Below are 14,775 nucleotides of genomic sequence, written 5' to 3'. Positions count from 1 at the left end.
CGTCGTCTAATACTGTCGAGATGGCCGAAACGAGCGACGCGACTCTGGTGGAACAGGCGGCGCAGGGCGACCGCGACGCGTTCGCGGCGCTGCTGGCGCGGCACTATCCGTTCATCTTCCGCGTCGCCTACAAGTGGTGCCGAAATGTCGGCGAGGCCGAGGACCACGCCCAGGACGTCTGCGTCAAGCTCGGCAAGGCGATCCGCTCGTTCGACGGGCGCTCGGCGTTCACGAGCTGGCTCTACCGGGTGACGCTGAACACGGTGCGGGATGCCGCGAAGTCGCGCGCCAGGCGCGAGAAACGGGCGGCGGACTTCGCCGTCATGGCCGAGACCCAGGCGCAAGCCGCCGATTGCAACGCGCCCGCCGATGCCCTCTGGGACGCCGTGGACCGGCTGCCGGACGCGGAGCGCGACGTGGTGCTGCTCGTCTATTCGGAGGGGCTCAGCCACGCGGAGGCCGCCGGCGTGCTGGGCTGCGCGGAAGGCACCATCGCCTGGCGCATCTCGAAAGCGAAGGGGCGCCTGAAAACGTTGCTCGAAGGCGAACTGCAATGACCGACGACCTCGACAAGCTGAAACACGTGACCGTGCCGGAGCCGTCGGCGGACGCCCGTTCGGCAGCGCTTCAGGCCGGTCTTGCCGCATTCGACGCTTCGAGTGCGGACGAAAAATCGCGCGAGCACCAAGGCGCGGGCGACAGGCGTCGTCTCAAGGGTGGGGCTTGGAGCAACCCTTGGAGATGGCTCATGGACCACACCCGCATTTCCGCGCCCGTCGCGGCCTCGCTACTGATCCTGCCGGCAGCGGCGCTGCTCGCCTATCAGGTATTCGAAAATTATCCCTTCACCCCGTCGCAACCGAGCACGATCGTGAGCGGAGACCGCGACGCCGGGGGTAGGGTCTCGGAACGCAAGTCGGAGTCGACCGTCGGGCAGCCGAGCCCGCCGCCGGTGCCGGACAGGACCGACCGGCTCGCCGATGTCGGCGTTCCCGCCCCGGAACCAGGGCAGCTGCGGGCCGTCACCGCGAACGAAGCGGCCCACCCGGCTCTCGCCGGCAAACCGGCTCCCGTCGGCGGATCGGTGCAGGCCGAGAAGCGGACACCCGGCATCCTGCCGCATGCACCGGCGGACCAGGTGATCGCCGCGCCGGACACCGCGCGCGACAGCTTCACGGCCTTCGAGTCCAATCCGGTGAAATCGGTCAAGGCCGAGCCGGTCTCGACCTTCTCCGTCGACGTCGACACGGCAGCCTATTCGTTCGTGCGGCGCATGCTGAACGAGGGACGGATGCCGCCGCGCGACGCGGTGCGGGTCGAGGAAATGATCAACTACTTCCCCTACGACTATCCGCTGCCGGCCGACGCGCAGACGCCGTTTTCGACCAACGTCGCCGTCTATCCCTCGCCCTGGAACGCGAACACCAAGCTCCTGCATATCGGGCTGAAGGCCTATGACGTCGTGCCGACGGCGCGGCCGGCCACCAACCTGGTGTTCCTGATCGACGTATCGGGCTCGATGAACGCGCCGGACAAGCTGCCGCTGCTCAAGACCGCCTTCCGCATGCTGCTCGACCAGCTCGGGGCCAACGACACCGTGTCGATCGTCACCTATGCCGGCGAGGCCGGGACGGTGCTGGAACCGACGCGCGCGAGCGAAAAGACCAAGATCCTCGACGCCATCGACACGCTGCAACCGGGCGGCTCGACGGCCGGCGCGGCCGGTATCGAGGCGGCCTACAGGCTGGCCGAAGTGGCCAGGCGCGAGGGCAGCGTCAATCGCGTGCTTCTGGCCACCGACGGCGATTTCAATGTCGGCCTGTCCGACCCCGAGGCGCTGAAGACCTTCATCGCGCAGAAGCGCAAGAGCGGCATCTTCCTGTCGGTGCTCGGGTTCGGCCAGGGCAACTACCAGGACAGCCTGATGCAGGCGCTGGCGCAGAACGGCAACGGCGTAGCTGCCTATATCGACACGCTCAACGAGGCGCGGAAGGTGCTGGTCGAGGAAGCCGGGGCGGCACTGTTCACCGTCGCCAAGGACGTCAAGGTGCAGATCGAGTTCAATCCGTCGACCGTCAGCGAGTACCGGCTGATCGGCTACGAGACCCGGGCGCTCGCCACCCAGGACTTCAACAACGACCGGATCGACGCCGGCGACATCGGATCGGGTCATACGGTGACGGCGATCTACGAGATCACGCCAACGGGCAGCCCGGCCCAGCTCGTCGACGACCTGCGCTATGGCCCGGCCGGCGAGACCGGCCCGGACGCGGCGACGACCGCCTCGCCCGACACGTCCGGCGACACCTCCGGCGAGTACGCGTTCCTGAAGCTGCGCTACAAGCTGCCGGACGAAGATACCTCCACACGGATCACCGTGCCGGTAACGACGGCGATGGAGCACGACTCGATCGATGCGCTGTCCGACGACTATCGCTTCGCGGCGAGCGTCGCGGCCTTCGGCCAGACGCTACGCCACGACCGGTTCGTCGACGACTACGGCTACGACGCGATCGCCGACCTGGCGGCCGGCGCGCGCGGCGCCGATCCGTTCGGCTATCGCAGCGAATTCGTCGGCCTCGTGCGGCTGGCCAAGACGCTCGACCGGAACTGATCGCACTTAAGAAAAGGGCGGCCCTGTCGGCCGCCCTTCGGATCGCCGCGCTTAAAAAGCCCGTCAGAGCTTCAGCGCGGCTTCCGGCTTCACGTATTCGCGGCCTTGGGCATCGGCGACCGGCTTGCAGGTCACCATGCCCTCGATGACGTTGAGGCCGTCGCGCAGGTACTGATCCTCCGCCAGCGCGACCCGGTAGCCCTTGTCGGCGATGGCGAGCGCGAAGGGCAGCGTCACGTTGTTGAGCGCGAAGGTCGAGGTGCGCGCGAGCGCGCCCGGCATGTTGGTGACGCAATAGTGCACCACGCCGTCGACCACGTAGGTCGGCTCGGAATGCGTGGTCGGCCGGCTGGTCTCGCAGCAGCCGCCCTGGTCTATCGCGACATCGACGATGACCGAGCCGGTCTTCATGCCGGCGACCATCTCGCGGGTCACCAGCTTCGGCGCCTCGGCGCCGGGCACCAGCACCGTGCCGATCACCAGGTCGGCGCCGGTGACCAGCGTCTCGATGGCGTCGCGGGTGGAGAACATGGTGCGGATCGAGGTGCCGAACTCGGCGACCAGACGGCGCAGCACGTCGGCGGAGCGGTCGACCACGGTCACCGTCGCGCCCATGCCGAGCGCGATCAGCGCGGCGTTGGTGCCGGCGACGCCGCCGCCGAGGATCACCACGTCGCCCGCCGGCACGCCGGGCACACCGCCGAGCAGGACGCCGCGGCCGCCGGCCTCCTTCTCCAGACAGCGGGCGCCGACCTGCACCGACATGCGGCCGGCGACCTCCGACATCGGGGTCAGCAGCGGCAGGGTGCGGTTCGGGCTGGTCACGGTCTCGTAGGCGATGCAGATCGCGCCGGACGCGATCAGGTCTTCGGTCTGCTCGACATCGGGCGCCAGATGCAGATAGGTGAACAGGATCTGGCCGGGTCGCAGCTTCTTGCGCTCGACGGCCAGCGGCTCCTTCACCTTCACGATCATGTCGGCCCTGGCGAAGATCTCGTCGGCGGCACCGACGATCGTTCCGCCCGCGGCGACATAGTCCTCGTCGGACTGGCCGGCGCCGACGCCGGCACCGGCCTCGACGATGACGTCGTGACCATGATGAACGAGCTCGCGAACGGACGAGGGAACGAGACCCACGCGATACTCGTGGTTCTTTATCTCCTTCGGCACACCGACCAGCATTGCGGATTCTCCCGGAACAGGTTGTCACGACGCCAGCTCACGGCCCACCGGGCGCGCGGCCTGTCCGTCGCTATTGAGAAAAGCATGCCACGGGCGGTACGCAAGGTGATTGAAATATCACCCGTGGATTGTTTATTTTGCGCAACGTTCCGCCACGCTTACAGAGAAGGCTCGAATAATATGCCAATGATCGAGCTCGATGCCCGCGACCGTGCGATCCTGCGCGTCCTCCAAGAGAACGGCCGGCTGACCAACGCGGAATTGGCCGAGCGGGTCGGCTTGTCGCCGTCCGCCTGCCTGCGACGGGTGCGCCTTCTCGAGGACTCCGGCCTCGTCGCCGGCTATGCGATGATCCTGGACCAGAAGGCCTGCGGCCTGCCCGGGACGGCCTTCGTGTTCATCACGCTGGACCAGCAGGGCCGGCAGGCGCTCGATGCCTTCGAGGCCGCGGTCAGGACCGTACCGGAGATTCCCGAGTGCCACCTGCTCGCCGGCCAGTCGGACTTTCTGGTCCGCGTCGTCTATCGCGACGCCGCCGACCTCGAGCGGATCCACACGGACATCCTCACCCGCCTGCCCGGCGTCGTGCGGGTGAATTCGACGCTGGCGCTGCGCGAGGTCAAGCGCACGACGGCGCTGCCCGTTTAGGGGCGCGACCCTACCCCTCGTAGATCTCGGTGTCCTCGATCTCGATACCGAAGCCGCCGAGGCCGACATAGTGGCGGGCGCGGGTGGTAGTGACCAGGCGAATGGTGGAGATGCCGAGATCGCGCAGGATCTGCGCGCCGAGCCCGACTTCAAGCCACTGCTCCTCGCGGGACTGGGCGGTCGCGTGCGCCTCGTCCTCGTGGCGGGATCGCAGGCTGCGGCCGCGGGCGACGCCGACCGATCCCTCGCGCAGGTAGACGACGACGCCCCTGCCCCCTTCGGCGATGTGCTTGACCATGCCATCGAACTGGGAGTGGGCACCGAACACGTCGTCGAGCACCGTTTCCAGATGCAGGCGCACGGGAACGCTGCGGCCGTCCCGGATATCGCCGAAGACCACGGCCAGATGCTGCATCGGATCCCACGGCGTCGCATAGGTGATCGCCGTTGCCGGGCCCGCGAAGGTGTCGATATGGACCTCCTCGATGCGCTCGACCAGCCGCTCCTGGCGCTGGCGGTAGGAGATCAGGTCGGCGACGGAGACCAGCTTCAGGCCATGCGTCTCGGCGAAGGCGGAGACCTGCTCGCCGCGGGTCACCGAGCCGTCATCGTTGACGAGTTCGCAGATGACGCCGACCGCCGGAAGCCCGGCGAGCCGGCACAGATCGACCGCCGCCTCGGTATGGCCCGAGCGCATCAGCACGCCGCCTTCCTTGGCGATCAGCGGGAAGATGTGGCCGGGCCGAACGAAATCGCCGGCGCCGGCATTCGAGTTGGCCAGCGCCCGGACCGTGGCGCAGCGGTCTTCCGCCGAAATGCCGGTGGTGGTGCCGAAGCGGTAGTCGACCGAGACGGTGAAAGCGGTGCCGTGCGGGGCGTCGTTGTCGGAGACCATCGGATCGAGCCGCAGCCGCCGGGCGTCCTCCCGCGTCATCGGGGTGCAGACGATGCCGGAGGTATGGCGCACGATGAAGGCCATCTTCTCGGCCGTGGCGTGCGAGGCGGCGATGATCAGATCGCCCTCGTTCTCGCGGTCGTTGTCGTCGGTAACGACGACGATCTCGCCATGCTCGATGGCACGGATCGCTTCGGCGACGCGGCGCATGTCTTCTGTCATTGAGGCTCCTCGAAACTCAGGCGCCGACCTGCGCCCTGTGACGCAGATAGTGGTCGGCAATCGTTATGGCCAGCATCGCCTCGCCGACAGGCACGGCGCGGATGCCGACGCACGGGTCATGGCGGCCCTTGGTGGAAATCTCGGCGTTCGCGCCCGAGCGGGTCACGGTCCGGCGCGGGGTCAGGATCGACGAGGTCGGCTTGACCGCGAAGCGGGCGACGACGGGCTGGCCCGTCGCGATGCCACCCAGTATCCCGCCGGCGTTGTTGGACATGAAGCGGACCGATCCGTCGTTGCCCATCCGCATCTCGTCGGCGTTCTCCTCGCCTGACAGCGCGGCGGCGGCGAAGCCCGCGCCGATCTCGACGCCCTTCACCGCGTTGATCGACATCAGCGCGGAGGCGATGTCCTGGTCCAGCTTGGCATAGATCGGCGCGCCTAGGCCGGACGGCAGGCCCTCGGCGACGACCTCGATCACCGCGCCGGTCGAGGACCCCGCCTTGCGGACGGCGTCGAGATAGTCGGCCCAGATCGCGGCGGTCCCAGCGTCGGGGCAGAAGAAATCGTTGTTGTCGACCTCGTCCCAGTCCCAGCGCGCGCGATCGATGGCATGGGGCCCGACCTGCACCAGCGCGCCGCGCACCGTCAGCCCCGGCACGACCTTGCGCGCAACGGCGCCGGCGGCGACCCGCATCGCGGTCTCGCGGGCCGAAGACCGGCCGCCGCCGCGCGGATCGCGGATGCCGTACTTCGCCTCGTAGGTGAAATCGGCGTGGCCGGGCCGGTAGCTCTCGGCGATCGCCGAATAGTCCTTGGAGCGCTGATCGACATTCTCGATCATCAGCGAGATCGGCGTGCCGGTCGTCACCTGCTCGCCGTCGGCATCGGTGAAGACGCCCGACAGGATCTTCACCGCGTCGGGTTCGCGGCGCTGGGTCGTGTATTTCGACTGGCCGGGCCGGCGCTTGTCCAGCCACGGCTGGATATCGGCCTCGCTCAGCGGAATCCGCGGCGGGCAGCCATCGACCACGCAGCCGATCGCCGGCCCGTGGCTTTCGCCCCAGGTGGTAACGCGGAAGAGATGGCCGAACGTATTGTGTGACATTGCCAAAGCGGTCCGAAAGTGGCCGAAACGTTCTAGAAGGCGGCCGCAGCGGCGTCAAACGACCCGGTCACGGCTCAGATCCACTCCGCCCGGCCGCCGCGCCAGACGTAGATCTTGTCCTGCGGGATGAGGGTGACCGGAATCTCTGTGCTCGGGATACCCTCCAGCATGCCCCTTACAACACGCGTGATGCCGCCGTGGGCGACGCAGACGGTGTCGCGGTTCAGGCCGCAGAGCCACGGCCGTATGCGCGCCGACAGCATCTCGTAGCTCTCGCCGCCGGCGGGCACATAGGCCCACTTGTCGGCCTTGCGGGCGGCGTGGCCTTCCGGGTCGCGGACCTTCACTTCCTTCAGGGTCTCGCCCTCCCATTCGCCGAAGGACACCTCGCGCAGGGCCGGATCCGCGCGATAGCCTGCGGGATCGAGGCCCATCTCCCGGCGGAGAATCTCCATGGTGTCGCGGGCGCGCCTGAGCGGGCTCGCCACCCAGTCGACATCGGCCTCCGCAAGCCCGTCGGTCTCCAGCAGCCCGGCGAGCACCGCACCATTGCGGGCTGCCTGGGCGCGACCACGGGCGTTCAGATCGATATCCTTGGTGCCCTGCAGTCGGCCCTCGACGTTCCAGTCCGTCTCGCCGTGGCGGATCAGGTAGAGAGACGCTTTCAGTTCACTCACAGCTTGAGGACCAGCTTTCCGAAATTGCCGCCGGTGTAGAGCAGGTTGAGTACGTCCGGAAAGGCGTCGATACCGCCCTCGCGCACGTCCTCTCGCATCTTCAGCCGCCCTTCGGCGTGCCACTGCCCCAGCTTCTCGTTGGCCTCGGCCATCCTGTCCTGGAAATCGAAGACGATCAGGCCGCGCATCGTCAGGCGGTTGACCAGGATCGAGCGCAGGTTCTTCGGACCGGGCTGCGGTTCGGTGGCGTTATAGGCCGAGATCAGCCCGCAGACCGGGATGCGGCCGAACAGGTTCATCATCGGCAGCACGGTATCGAGGATCTCGCCGCCGACGTTCTCGTAATAGACGTCGACGCCATCCGGGCAGGCCGCCTTCAACTCCTCGGCCAGGTTGCCGCCCTTGTAGTCGGCGCAGGCATCGAAGCCGAGCTCCTCGACCACGTAGCGGCATTTCTCGGGCCCGCCGGCGATCCCGACGGCGCGGCAGCCGACGATCTTGGCGATCTGGCCGACGATCGAACCGACCGCGCCCGATGCCGCGGAAACGACGACGGTCTCGCCGGGCTTCGGCTTGCCGACCTCGAGCAGGCCGAAATAGGCGGTCTGGCCAGGCATGCCCAAGCCGCCGATCCAGCGCTGCAGCGGCGCCTTGGTCGGATCGACCTTGAAGCAGCGCTCGCCCTTCGACACCGCATAATGCTGCACCCCGAGCAGGCCGGCGACGGCATCGCCCACCTTGTAGTCGGGATGGTTGGACTGATCGACGCGGCCGGCGGCGAACCCGCGCATCACCGCGCCGATCTCGACGGGCGGCACGTAGGACTTGCCGGCGGCGATCCAGCCGCGCATGGCCGGATCGAGCGACACGTACTCGATCCTGACGCGGAACTCGCCCTCGCCCGCGTCGCGCGCGGGCTCGTCGACGATCTCGAAATCGTCGCGCCTGACCATCCCGACGGGACGGCTCCGCAGCCGGACGAGGCGGTTCGTTGTCATGGCGTTACTCGTCCTTGACGACCGAGATATCCGGGGCGTCGACCGACTTCATGCCGACGACGTGGTAGCCGGAATCGACGTGATGGACCTCGCCGGTCACCGCGCGGCCCATGTCCGACAACAGATATAGGGCGGACTGGCCGACTTCGTCGATGGTGACGGTGCGCTTCAGCGGCGCATTGTATTCGTTCCACTTGAGAATATAGCGGAAGTCGCCGATGCCCGAGGCGGCGAGCGTCTTGATCGGGCCGGCGGACAGGGCGTTGACACGGATGTTCCTGGCGCCGAGGTCGACGGCGAGATAGCGCACGCTGGCCTCGAGCGCCGCCTTGGCGACGCCCATGACGTTGTAGTGTGGCATCACCTTCTCGGCGCCGTAATAGGTCAAGGTCAGCATCGATCCGCCATCGTCCATCAGCTTCTCGGCGCGCTGGGCGATCGAGGTGAAGGAGTAGCAGGAGATGAACATCGTCCTGTTGAAATTGTCGGCGGTGGTGTCGACGTAGCGGCCGTCGAGCTGCTCCTTGTCGGAGAAGGCGATGGCGTGAACCAGGAAATCGAGGCCGCCCCAGAGCTTGCGGCATTCCTCGAAAACGGCATCGAGACTGGCCTCGTCGGTGACGTCGCAATGGCCGACCACGGTCGCGCCGAGCTCCTGGCTGAGCGGATCGACCCGCTTCTTCAGCGCCTCGCCCTGGTAGGTCAGCGCCAGGCTCGCACCTTCCGACGCGCACGCCTTGGCGATGCCCCAGGCGATCGAACGGTTGTTGGCGATCCCCATGATGAGACCACGCTTGCCCGCCATCAAACCCCGGGATTCGCTCATACTCTGCCCTCTAGTCAAAAATCGTGCCGCCGCGCGGTTCCTATGGCATGGCGGTCGGAATACCGCAAGGCGCCGGCGGACGCAGGCCCATGCGGGTGGAGACAGGATCACGTCTGCCCCATTCCCGCCGGGGCAAGCAAAGACTGCACCGGGTCTCAGCTAACAAACTGAGAAAGTGGGCAGAATCCGGAAGGTGGCACGAGATGCCCGGGGCGGGCCCGGGCATGACGCGTGAGTGGCAGGGGCTCTGAATCGTTCGCGCCTTCGTCCCATGCACGTCATTGCCGGGCACGTTCCGGCAATCTCGGCACATTGGCGAAAGATACCCGCGGCCGACCCGGGCCTGACGGGGAAACGACATGGGCCGCGGCATTGCGATCCGGATTTCTCAGGGCATCCGGCTCGGGAGCGCCCGGGAGGCGCGCGCCTAGTCGACGTCGAGCGGCTCGGTGCCGGCGGCGCCGCCATCCTTGACGACAATCTTCTCGACCTTCGCCTCCGCCGACTTCAGCAGCCCCTCGCAATGCTTCCGCAGCGCGTCGCCGCGCGTGTACATCTCGATGGACTTCTCCAGCGGAACGTTGCCGCCTTCGAGCTGCTCGACGATTTCCTCGAGCTTCTTCAGCGCGTCCTCGAAGGACAATTCGGCGATATCCTGGGGTACCGGGGCTACTCGCGACGTCATTCTTGTCCTCTTCTAACTCTTATCGACCCTTGCCCCGTCACGCCCTCATCAGTGCGCGCACGTGCGCGGCGGCCGAAAGCGCAAGCCCCTGGAGATCGTAGCCGCCTTCGAGCAGCGAGACGACCCTGCCGTTGCAGGAGTTGTCGGCGATTTCCAGCAATCGCTTGGTTATCCACGCGAAATCCTGCTCGACCAGATTGAGGTTGGCGAGCGGATCACGGGCATGGGCATCGAATCCGGCCGACACGATCAGGAGATCGGGCGCGAATCGCTCCAGCGCCGGCAGGATCACGGCCTCCATCGCCTCCCGGAACTCGGGGCCGCCGTCGCCGGGCTGCAGCGGCGCGTTGACGATGTTGCCGACACCGGTCTCCGAAATCGCGCCGGTGCCGGGATACAGCGGCATCTGGTGCGTGGAGCCGTAGAACATGTCCTTGTCGTCCCAGAAAATGTCCTGGGTGCCGTTGCCGTGGTGAACGTCGAAATCGACGACGGCGACGCGCTCGGCGCCGTGCTTCCGCCTGGCGTGGTAGGCGGCGACGGCGGCGTTTCCGAACAGGCAGAACCCCATGGCCTTCACCTTCTCGGCGTGATGGCCGGGCGGGCGCACGCCACAGAAGACGTTGCGGACCTTGCCCTCCATCACCTCGTCGACGGCCGTCGTGGCCGCGCCGACCGCCCTGAGCGCCGCCTGCAGGCTGCCCGGCGACATGGACGTGTCCGCGTCGAGCTGGACGATGCCGTCGGCCGGTGCGGCGGCGGCGATCCTCTCCACATAGGCCCGCGGATGGGCGAGAGCGGCCTGCTCCAGCGTGCCGAGCGGGGCCTGCTCGCGAATCAGGTTGTGGAACGCCTCGTGTTCCAGCGCCCGTTCGATCGCGCGCAACCGATCCGGCCGCTCCGGGTGGCCGAAGCCGTTGTCGTGGTCCAAGCAATCGGGATGGGTCAGATACAGGGTCGACACGGGGCTGCTTGCTTTCTCGGCACCATCAAGAGGTCAAACTAGAATTTCGCAGGACGTAGGTGAAGGGCGTGGAAAGCCGTTCGCGGCCTACGCGCCCACCTTCTTCAGGCTGACGGGCGCGACGCTGTCGTCGGGCACGAAGAAGTCCTGCTGCAGGTCGACGGACGGATCGACGCGGTACTTGTCGAAATCGCGCTCGCCCGCCTCGAAGAGCAGCGTGTCGTCGATGCAGAAATTTCCGGAGAAGTCGCGGGAGGGCCGCGTCAGGATGGCGCGCGCGGCGTCGCCCATGATGTCCGGCGTCCGGCTCGCCTGCATCAGCGCTTCGCCGCCGAGCAGATTCCTGACGGCGGCGGTCGCGATCGTGGTGCGCGGCCACAGCGCGTTGACGGCGATGCCCTTGGCCTTCAGCTCCCCGGCGAGCCCCAGCACCACCATGCTCATGCCGAACTTCGCCATCGAATAGGCGGTGTGCGGGGCGAACCACTTCGTCTTCATGTCGAGCGGCGGCGACAGCATCAGGATATGCGGGTTCTCCGCCTGCTGCAGATGCGGAACGCAGTATTTGGAGACCATGAAGGTGCCGCGCGCGTTGATCTGGTGCATCAGGTCGAAGCGCTTCATGTCGGTCTCGAGGATGCCGGTCAGCGAGATGGCGCTGGCGTTGTTGACGCAGACGTCGATGCCGCCGAAGCGATCGACGGTCTTGGCCACGGCGTCCTTCACCTGGTCCTCGTCGCGAATGTCGCAGACGACCGGCAGGGCCTTGCCGCCGGCCGCCTCGATCTCCTCGGCTGCCGAGTAGATCGTGCCGGGAAGCCTGGGATGCGGCTCGGCCGTCTTGGCCACCACGGCGACGTTGGCCCCGTCCCTCGCCGCGCGCAGGGCGATGGCGAGACCGATGCCGCGGCTCGCGCCGGTGATGAACAGGGTTTTGCCTTGAAGCGTCGTCATTGCGGTCCTCCCGACCCGGTTTTTTTCCTGCCAGGTTCTTCACCTGCTCCGCGAATTCCCGCGCGCGGGAATTGCCTAGGACGCCAGTGCGGCGTCCGTATCGAGCACCGTGTCCGCACCGCCGACGACCGTTTCCGCCAGGCCGTCCGCCGCCGGGCAGACATTCTCGGCGAAGAAGCGGGCGGTGGCGATGCGCGCGGCATTGGCCGGGCTCGCCTCCAGGCCATGGGCGATCAGTGCGCCACGGGCGAGCGCGGCGCCGCCGCCGGCAAGCGCGATCAGCCGCAGATAGGGCGTGGCGCCGGCGAGCGCGTGATCGGGATTGCTCTTCAGCGCCGCGACCATCCACGTCGTCGCCCGCTCCAGCGCGTCGATGGTCGCGTCGAGGCGGTCGCCCATGCGGCCGAAGGCGGGGTGGTTGGCCTCGGCCACCTGACGGGCGACATCGCGCAGGTCGCCGATATAGGCCGCCACCGCCGCGCCGCCCGACATCGACAGTTTGCGCGTGACGAGATCGATCGCCTGGATGCCGTTGGTGCCCTCGTAGATCGGGGCGATGCGGGCATCGCGCAGGTGCTGGGCCGCGCCCGTCTCCTCGATGAAGCCCATGCCGCCGTGAACCTGCACGCCCATGGAGGCCACCTCGACGCCGATATCGGTCGAGAACGCCTTGGCGAGCGGGGTCAGCAGATTGGCGCGCTCCTGCGCGGCCTTGCGCCCGGCCTCGTCGGCGGACCGATGGGCGAGATCGGTCGCGACCGCCGTCTCGTAGCAGATCGCGCGGGCGGCCGCCGTCAGCGCGCGCATGGTCATCAGCGTGCGCTTGATGTCCGGATGGGCAACGATCGGCACCGCCTCGTCCTGGCTCATGCCGGGCACCCGGCCCTGCTTGCGCTCGTGGGCATAGGCCAGCGCCTGCTGATAGGCCGTCTCCGCGATCGCCACGCCCTGGATTCCGACGGAAAGGCGGGCGTTGTTCATCATCGTGAACATGCAATTGAGGCCGCGGTTCTCCTCGCCGACCAGCCAGCCGACCGCCCCGTCGTTGTCGCCGAAGGCCATGACGCAGGTGGGGCTGGCGTGGATGCCGAGCTTGTGCTCGACGCTCTGGCACCGGACGTCGTTGCGCGCGCCGAGCGAGCCGTCGTCGTTGACCAGGAACTTCGGCACCAGGAACAACGAGATGCCGCGCGTGCCGGTCGGGGCGTCGGGCAGGCGGGCGAGGACCAGATGGACGATATTGTCGGTCAGGTCGTGCTCGCCGTAGGTGATGAAGATCTTGGTGCCCTTGATCGAATAGGTGCCGTCGCCGCGCGGTTCGGCGCGGGCGCGCAGGAGGGCGAGATCCGAGCCGGCCTGCGGCTCGGTCAGGTTCATGGTGCCCATCCATTCGCCAGAGACGAGCTTGGGCAGATAGGTTTGCTTCAGCTCATCCGACGCGTGGGTATGGAGCGCCTCGATAGCGCCGAAGGTCAGCGTCGGCCCGATGCCATAGGCCATCGAGCCGGAGTTCCACATCTCCTGGGTGGCGATCGACAGGGCCATCGGCAGCGCCTGGCCGCCGAACGCCTCCGGGCCCGTCAGACTCGCCCAGCCGCCCTCGATCCACTTGGCATAGGCCTCTTTCCAGCCGGGCGGCATGGTGACCGCGCCATCCTGCAGCGGCGTGCCGAACTTGTCGCCGGGCGCATTCAGCGGGGCGATTTCCTCGCTTGCGAACCGGCCGGCCTCCTCGAGCACGGCGTCGACCAGGTCGGCGCTGAGATCGCCGAAGGTGCCGCGCTCCAGTTCGCGGTCGAGACCGGCGATATGGCGCAAGGTGAAGGCGATATCGGACACCGGGGCGCGATAGCTCAAGCGAACCTCCCTGACATTCTACAATCGAATTCCACGGTTCCGCGCGCTTGACGGCGCGCTCCCGGCCGGGCCTATAGCGAGCCCAGCGATCGAAGCGCACTTTAGGCTTGGTGGACGCATCGTCAACGGCACGACATGGAACTCTGGCACGTCAACGAGACTTCTCCTGCAGAATACGACGAGCGGACGAGCGCCGCCGCGCGTCATCTCGCCGCCGGCCAGCTCGTCGTGGTGCCGACCGAGACGGTCTACGGGCTGGCGGCGGACGCCACCAACGGCGAGGCGGTCGCGCGGCTCTACGCCGCCAAGGGCCGGCCGCGCTTCAACCCGCTGATTTCGCACGTTTGCGGCCGCGACATGGCCGAAATCCACGGCGTTTTCGACGAAACCGCATCGAAACTGGCCGACCGGTTCTGGCCGGGGCCGCTGACCCTGGTGGTGCCGAAACGCCCGGATTCCGGCATTTCCGATCTCGCCACCGCCGGGCTCGACACGGTCGCGCTCCGATGGCCGGACAGCCCGGTGACCCGCGCGATCATCGAGAAACTCGGCCGGCCGGTCGCCGCGCCGAGCGCCAACCGGTCGGGCCGGGTGAGCCCGACGACGGCGGAGGCGGCGATCGCGGAAGTCGGCGACTCCGTAGCCCTGATCGTCGACGCGGGGTCGTGTCGCGTCGGCCTTGAGTCGACCATCGTCGCCTGTACGGGCGACAAACCGACCCTGCTGCGACCGGGTGGCATCCCGACCGGAGACATCGAGGCCGTCCTCGGCGCCCCCCTCACCCGCCATGCCAGCGATACAGGGTCCGATCCGGAGGCGCCGGCCGCGCCGGGGATGCTCGCGTCCCACTACGCCCCGCACGCCAGGGTCCGTCTCGCCGCCGACCGCGTCGGCGCGGACGAGGCGCTGCTGGCCTTCGGCCCTGCCCTGCCCCAAGGCGCGGACGCGGCCAGGGCGGTGCTCAACCTGTCGGAGCGCGGCGACCTCGTCGACGCGGCGGCGAACCTGTTCACCTATCTGCGCGAACTGGACGCCTCCGGCGCCGGAACCATCGCGGTCATGCCGATCCCCGAAACGGGCCTGGGCGAAGCAATCAACGACCGGCTGCGGCGCGCCGCGGCGCCGCGGTGACCCCCGAGCGATAGCCA

General features: G+C 67.8%; 14 protein-coding genes. 4 read left to right on the top strand and 10 right to left on the bottom strand.

Annotation, left to right across the window (positions count from 1 at the left end; translation table 11 throughout):
• Positions 1-20 precede the first annotated feature (20 nt).
• On the top strand, positions 21-557 hold the full coding sequence (locus ACSF9G_RS15570) for an RNA polymerase sigma factor (RefSeq protein WP_436643006.1): 537 nt from the start codon (positions 21-23) through the stop codon (positions 555-557).
• Positions 554-2,614, top strand: a complete 2,061-nt coding sequence (locus ACSF9G_RS15565) for a vWA domain-containing protein (protein WP_436643005.1) — start codon at positions 554-556, stop codon at positions 2,612-2,614. Before ACSF9G_RS15570 ends, ACSF9G_RS15565 begins: the two co-directional genes overlap by 4 nt.
• 63 nt (positions 2,615-2,677) lie before the next feature.
• Here ACSF9G_RS15565 and ald read toward each other — a convergent pair whose 3' ends face one another.
• Positions 2,678-3,796: an alanine dehydrogenase gene (ald, locus tag ACSF9G_RS15560; RefSeq protein ID WP_436643004.1), complete on the bottom strand. Its 1,119-nt coding sequence runs from the start codon at positions 3,794-3,796 to the stop codon at positions 2,678-2,680.
• Positions 3,797-3,982: 186 nt separating this feature from the next.
• On the opposite strand from ald, the gene ACSF9G_RS15555 reads away from it, so the two are divergent.
• A complete protein-coding gene (locus ACSF9G_RS15555; RefSeq protein ID WP_436643003.1) occupies positions 3,983-4,444 on the top strand; it encodes an Lrp/AsnC family transcriptional regulator in 462 nt (153 codons plus the stop codon).
• 10 nt (positions 4,445-4,454) lie between these two features.
• Here the strand turns inward: ACSF9G_RS15555 and ribB are convergent, their stop codons facing one another.
• The 9 genes from ribB to ACSF9G_RS15510 all read right to left on the bottom strand — a co-directional run bounded on the left by ribB (position 4,455) and on the right by ACSF9G_RS15510 (position 13,627).
• Positions 4,455-5,561 (bottom strand): 3,4-dihydroxy-2-butanone-4-phosphate synthase, encoded by a 1,107-nt coding sequence (gene ribB, locus ACSF9G_RS15550; protein ID WP_436643001.1) that lies wholly within the window; start codon positions 5,559-5,561, stop codon positions 4,455-4,457.
• A gap of 16 nt (positions 5,562-5,577) precedes the next feature.
• Positions 5,578-6,666: a chorismate synthase gene (gene aroC, locus ACSF9G_RS15545; protein WP_436643000.1), complete on the bottom strand. Its 1,089-nt coding sequence runs from the start codon at positions 6,664-6,666 to the stop codon at positions 5,578-5,580.
• A gap of 74 nt (positions 6,667-6,740) precedes the next feature.
• Complete coding sequence (locus tag ACSF9G_RS15540) at positions 6,741-7,343, bottom strand: histidine phosphatase family protein (RefSeq protein ID WP_436642999.1); 603 nt, start codon at positions 7,341-7,343, stop codon at positions 6,741-6,743.
• Complete coding sequence (locus ACSF9G_RS15535) at positions 7,340-8,341, bottom strand: NADP-dependent oxidoreductase (RefSeq protein WP_436642998.1); 1,002 nt, start codon at positions 8,339-8,341, stop codon at positions 7,340-7,342. Before ACSF9G_RS15535 ends, ACSF9G_RS15540 begins: the two co-directional genes overlap by 4 nt.
• A gap of 4 nt (positions 8,342-8,345) precedes the next feature.
• Complete coding sequence (gene fabI, locus ACSF9G_RS15530) at positions 8,346-9,167, bottom strand: enoyl-ACP reductase FabI (RefSeq protein WP_436642996.1); 822 nt, start codon at positions 9,165-9,167, stop codon at positions 8,346-8,348.
• A 427-nt stretch (positions 9,168-9,594) separates the two neighbouring features.
• On the bottom strand, positions 9,595-9,852 hold the full coding sequence (locus tag ACSF9G_RS15525; protein ID WP_436642995.1) for an exodeoxyribonuclease VII small subunit: 258 nt from the start codon (positions 9,850-9,852) through the stop codon (positions 9,595-9,597).
• A 37-nt stretch (positions 9,853-9,889) separates the two neighbouring features.
• A complete protein-coding gene (locus ACSF9G_RS15520; RefSeq protein ID WP_436642994.1) occupies positions 9,890-10,816 on the bottom strand; it encodes a histone deacetylase family protein in 927 nt (308 codons plus the stop codon).
• Positions 10,817-10,903: 87 nt separating this feature from the next.
• The gene (locus ACSF9G_RS15515; protein WP_436642993.1) at positions 10,904-11,770 is read right to left on the bottom strand and encodes an SDR family oxidoreductase; all 867 of its coding nucleotides are present in this window, start codon (positions 11,768-11,770) and stop codon (positions 10,904-10,906) included.
• 75 nt (positions 11,771-11,845) lie between these two features.
• Positions 11,846-13,627 carry an acyl-CoA dehydrogenase gene (locus ACSF9G_RS15510; RefSeq protein WP_436642992.1) on the bottom strand — a complete coding sequence of 594 codons (1,782 nt, stop codon included), beginning with the start codon at positions 13,625-13,627 and terminating at the stop codon, positions 11,846-11,848.
• Between the two features lie 135 nt (positions 13,628-13,762).
• Between ACSF9G_RS15510 and ACSF9G_RS15505 the strand changes: the two genes are divergently transcribed.
• Positions 13,763-14,758, top strand: a complete 996-nt coding sequence (locus ACSF9G_RS15505; RefSeq protein WP_436642991.1) for an L-threonylcarbamoyladenylate synthase — start codon at positions 13,763-13,765, stop codon at positions 14,756-14,758.
• The last annotated feature ends 17 nt before the right edge of the window (positions 14,759-14,775 follow it).

This window comes from Microbaculum mangrovi (genome assembly GCF_051390635.1).
In the GTDB taxonomy this organism is placed as follows: Bacteria; Pseudomonadota; Alphaproteobacteria; order Rhizobiales; family Tepidamorphaceae; genus Microbaculum.
This window is presented reverse-complemented; position numbering and strand designations above follow the sequence as displayed.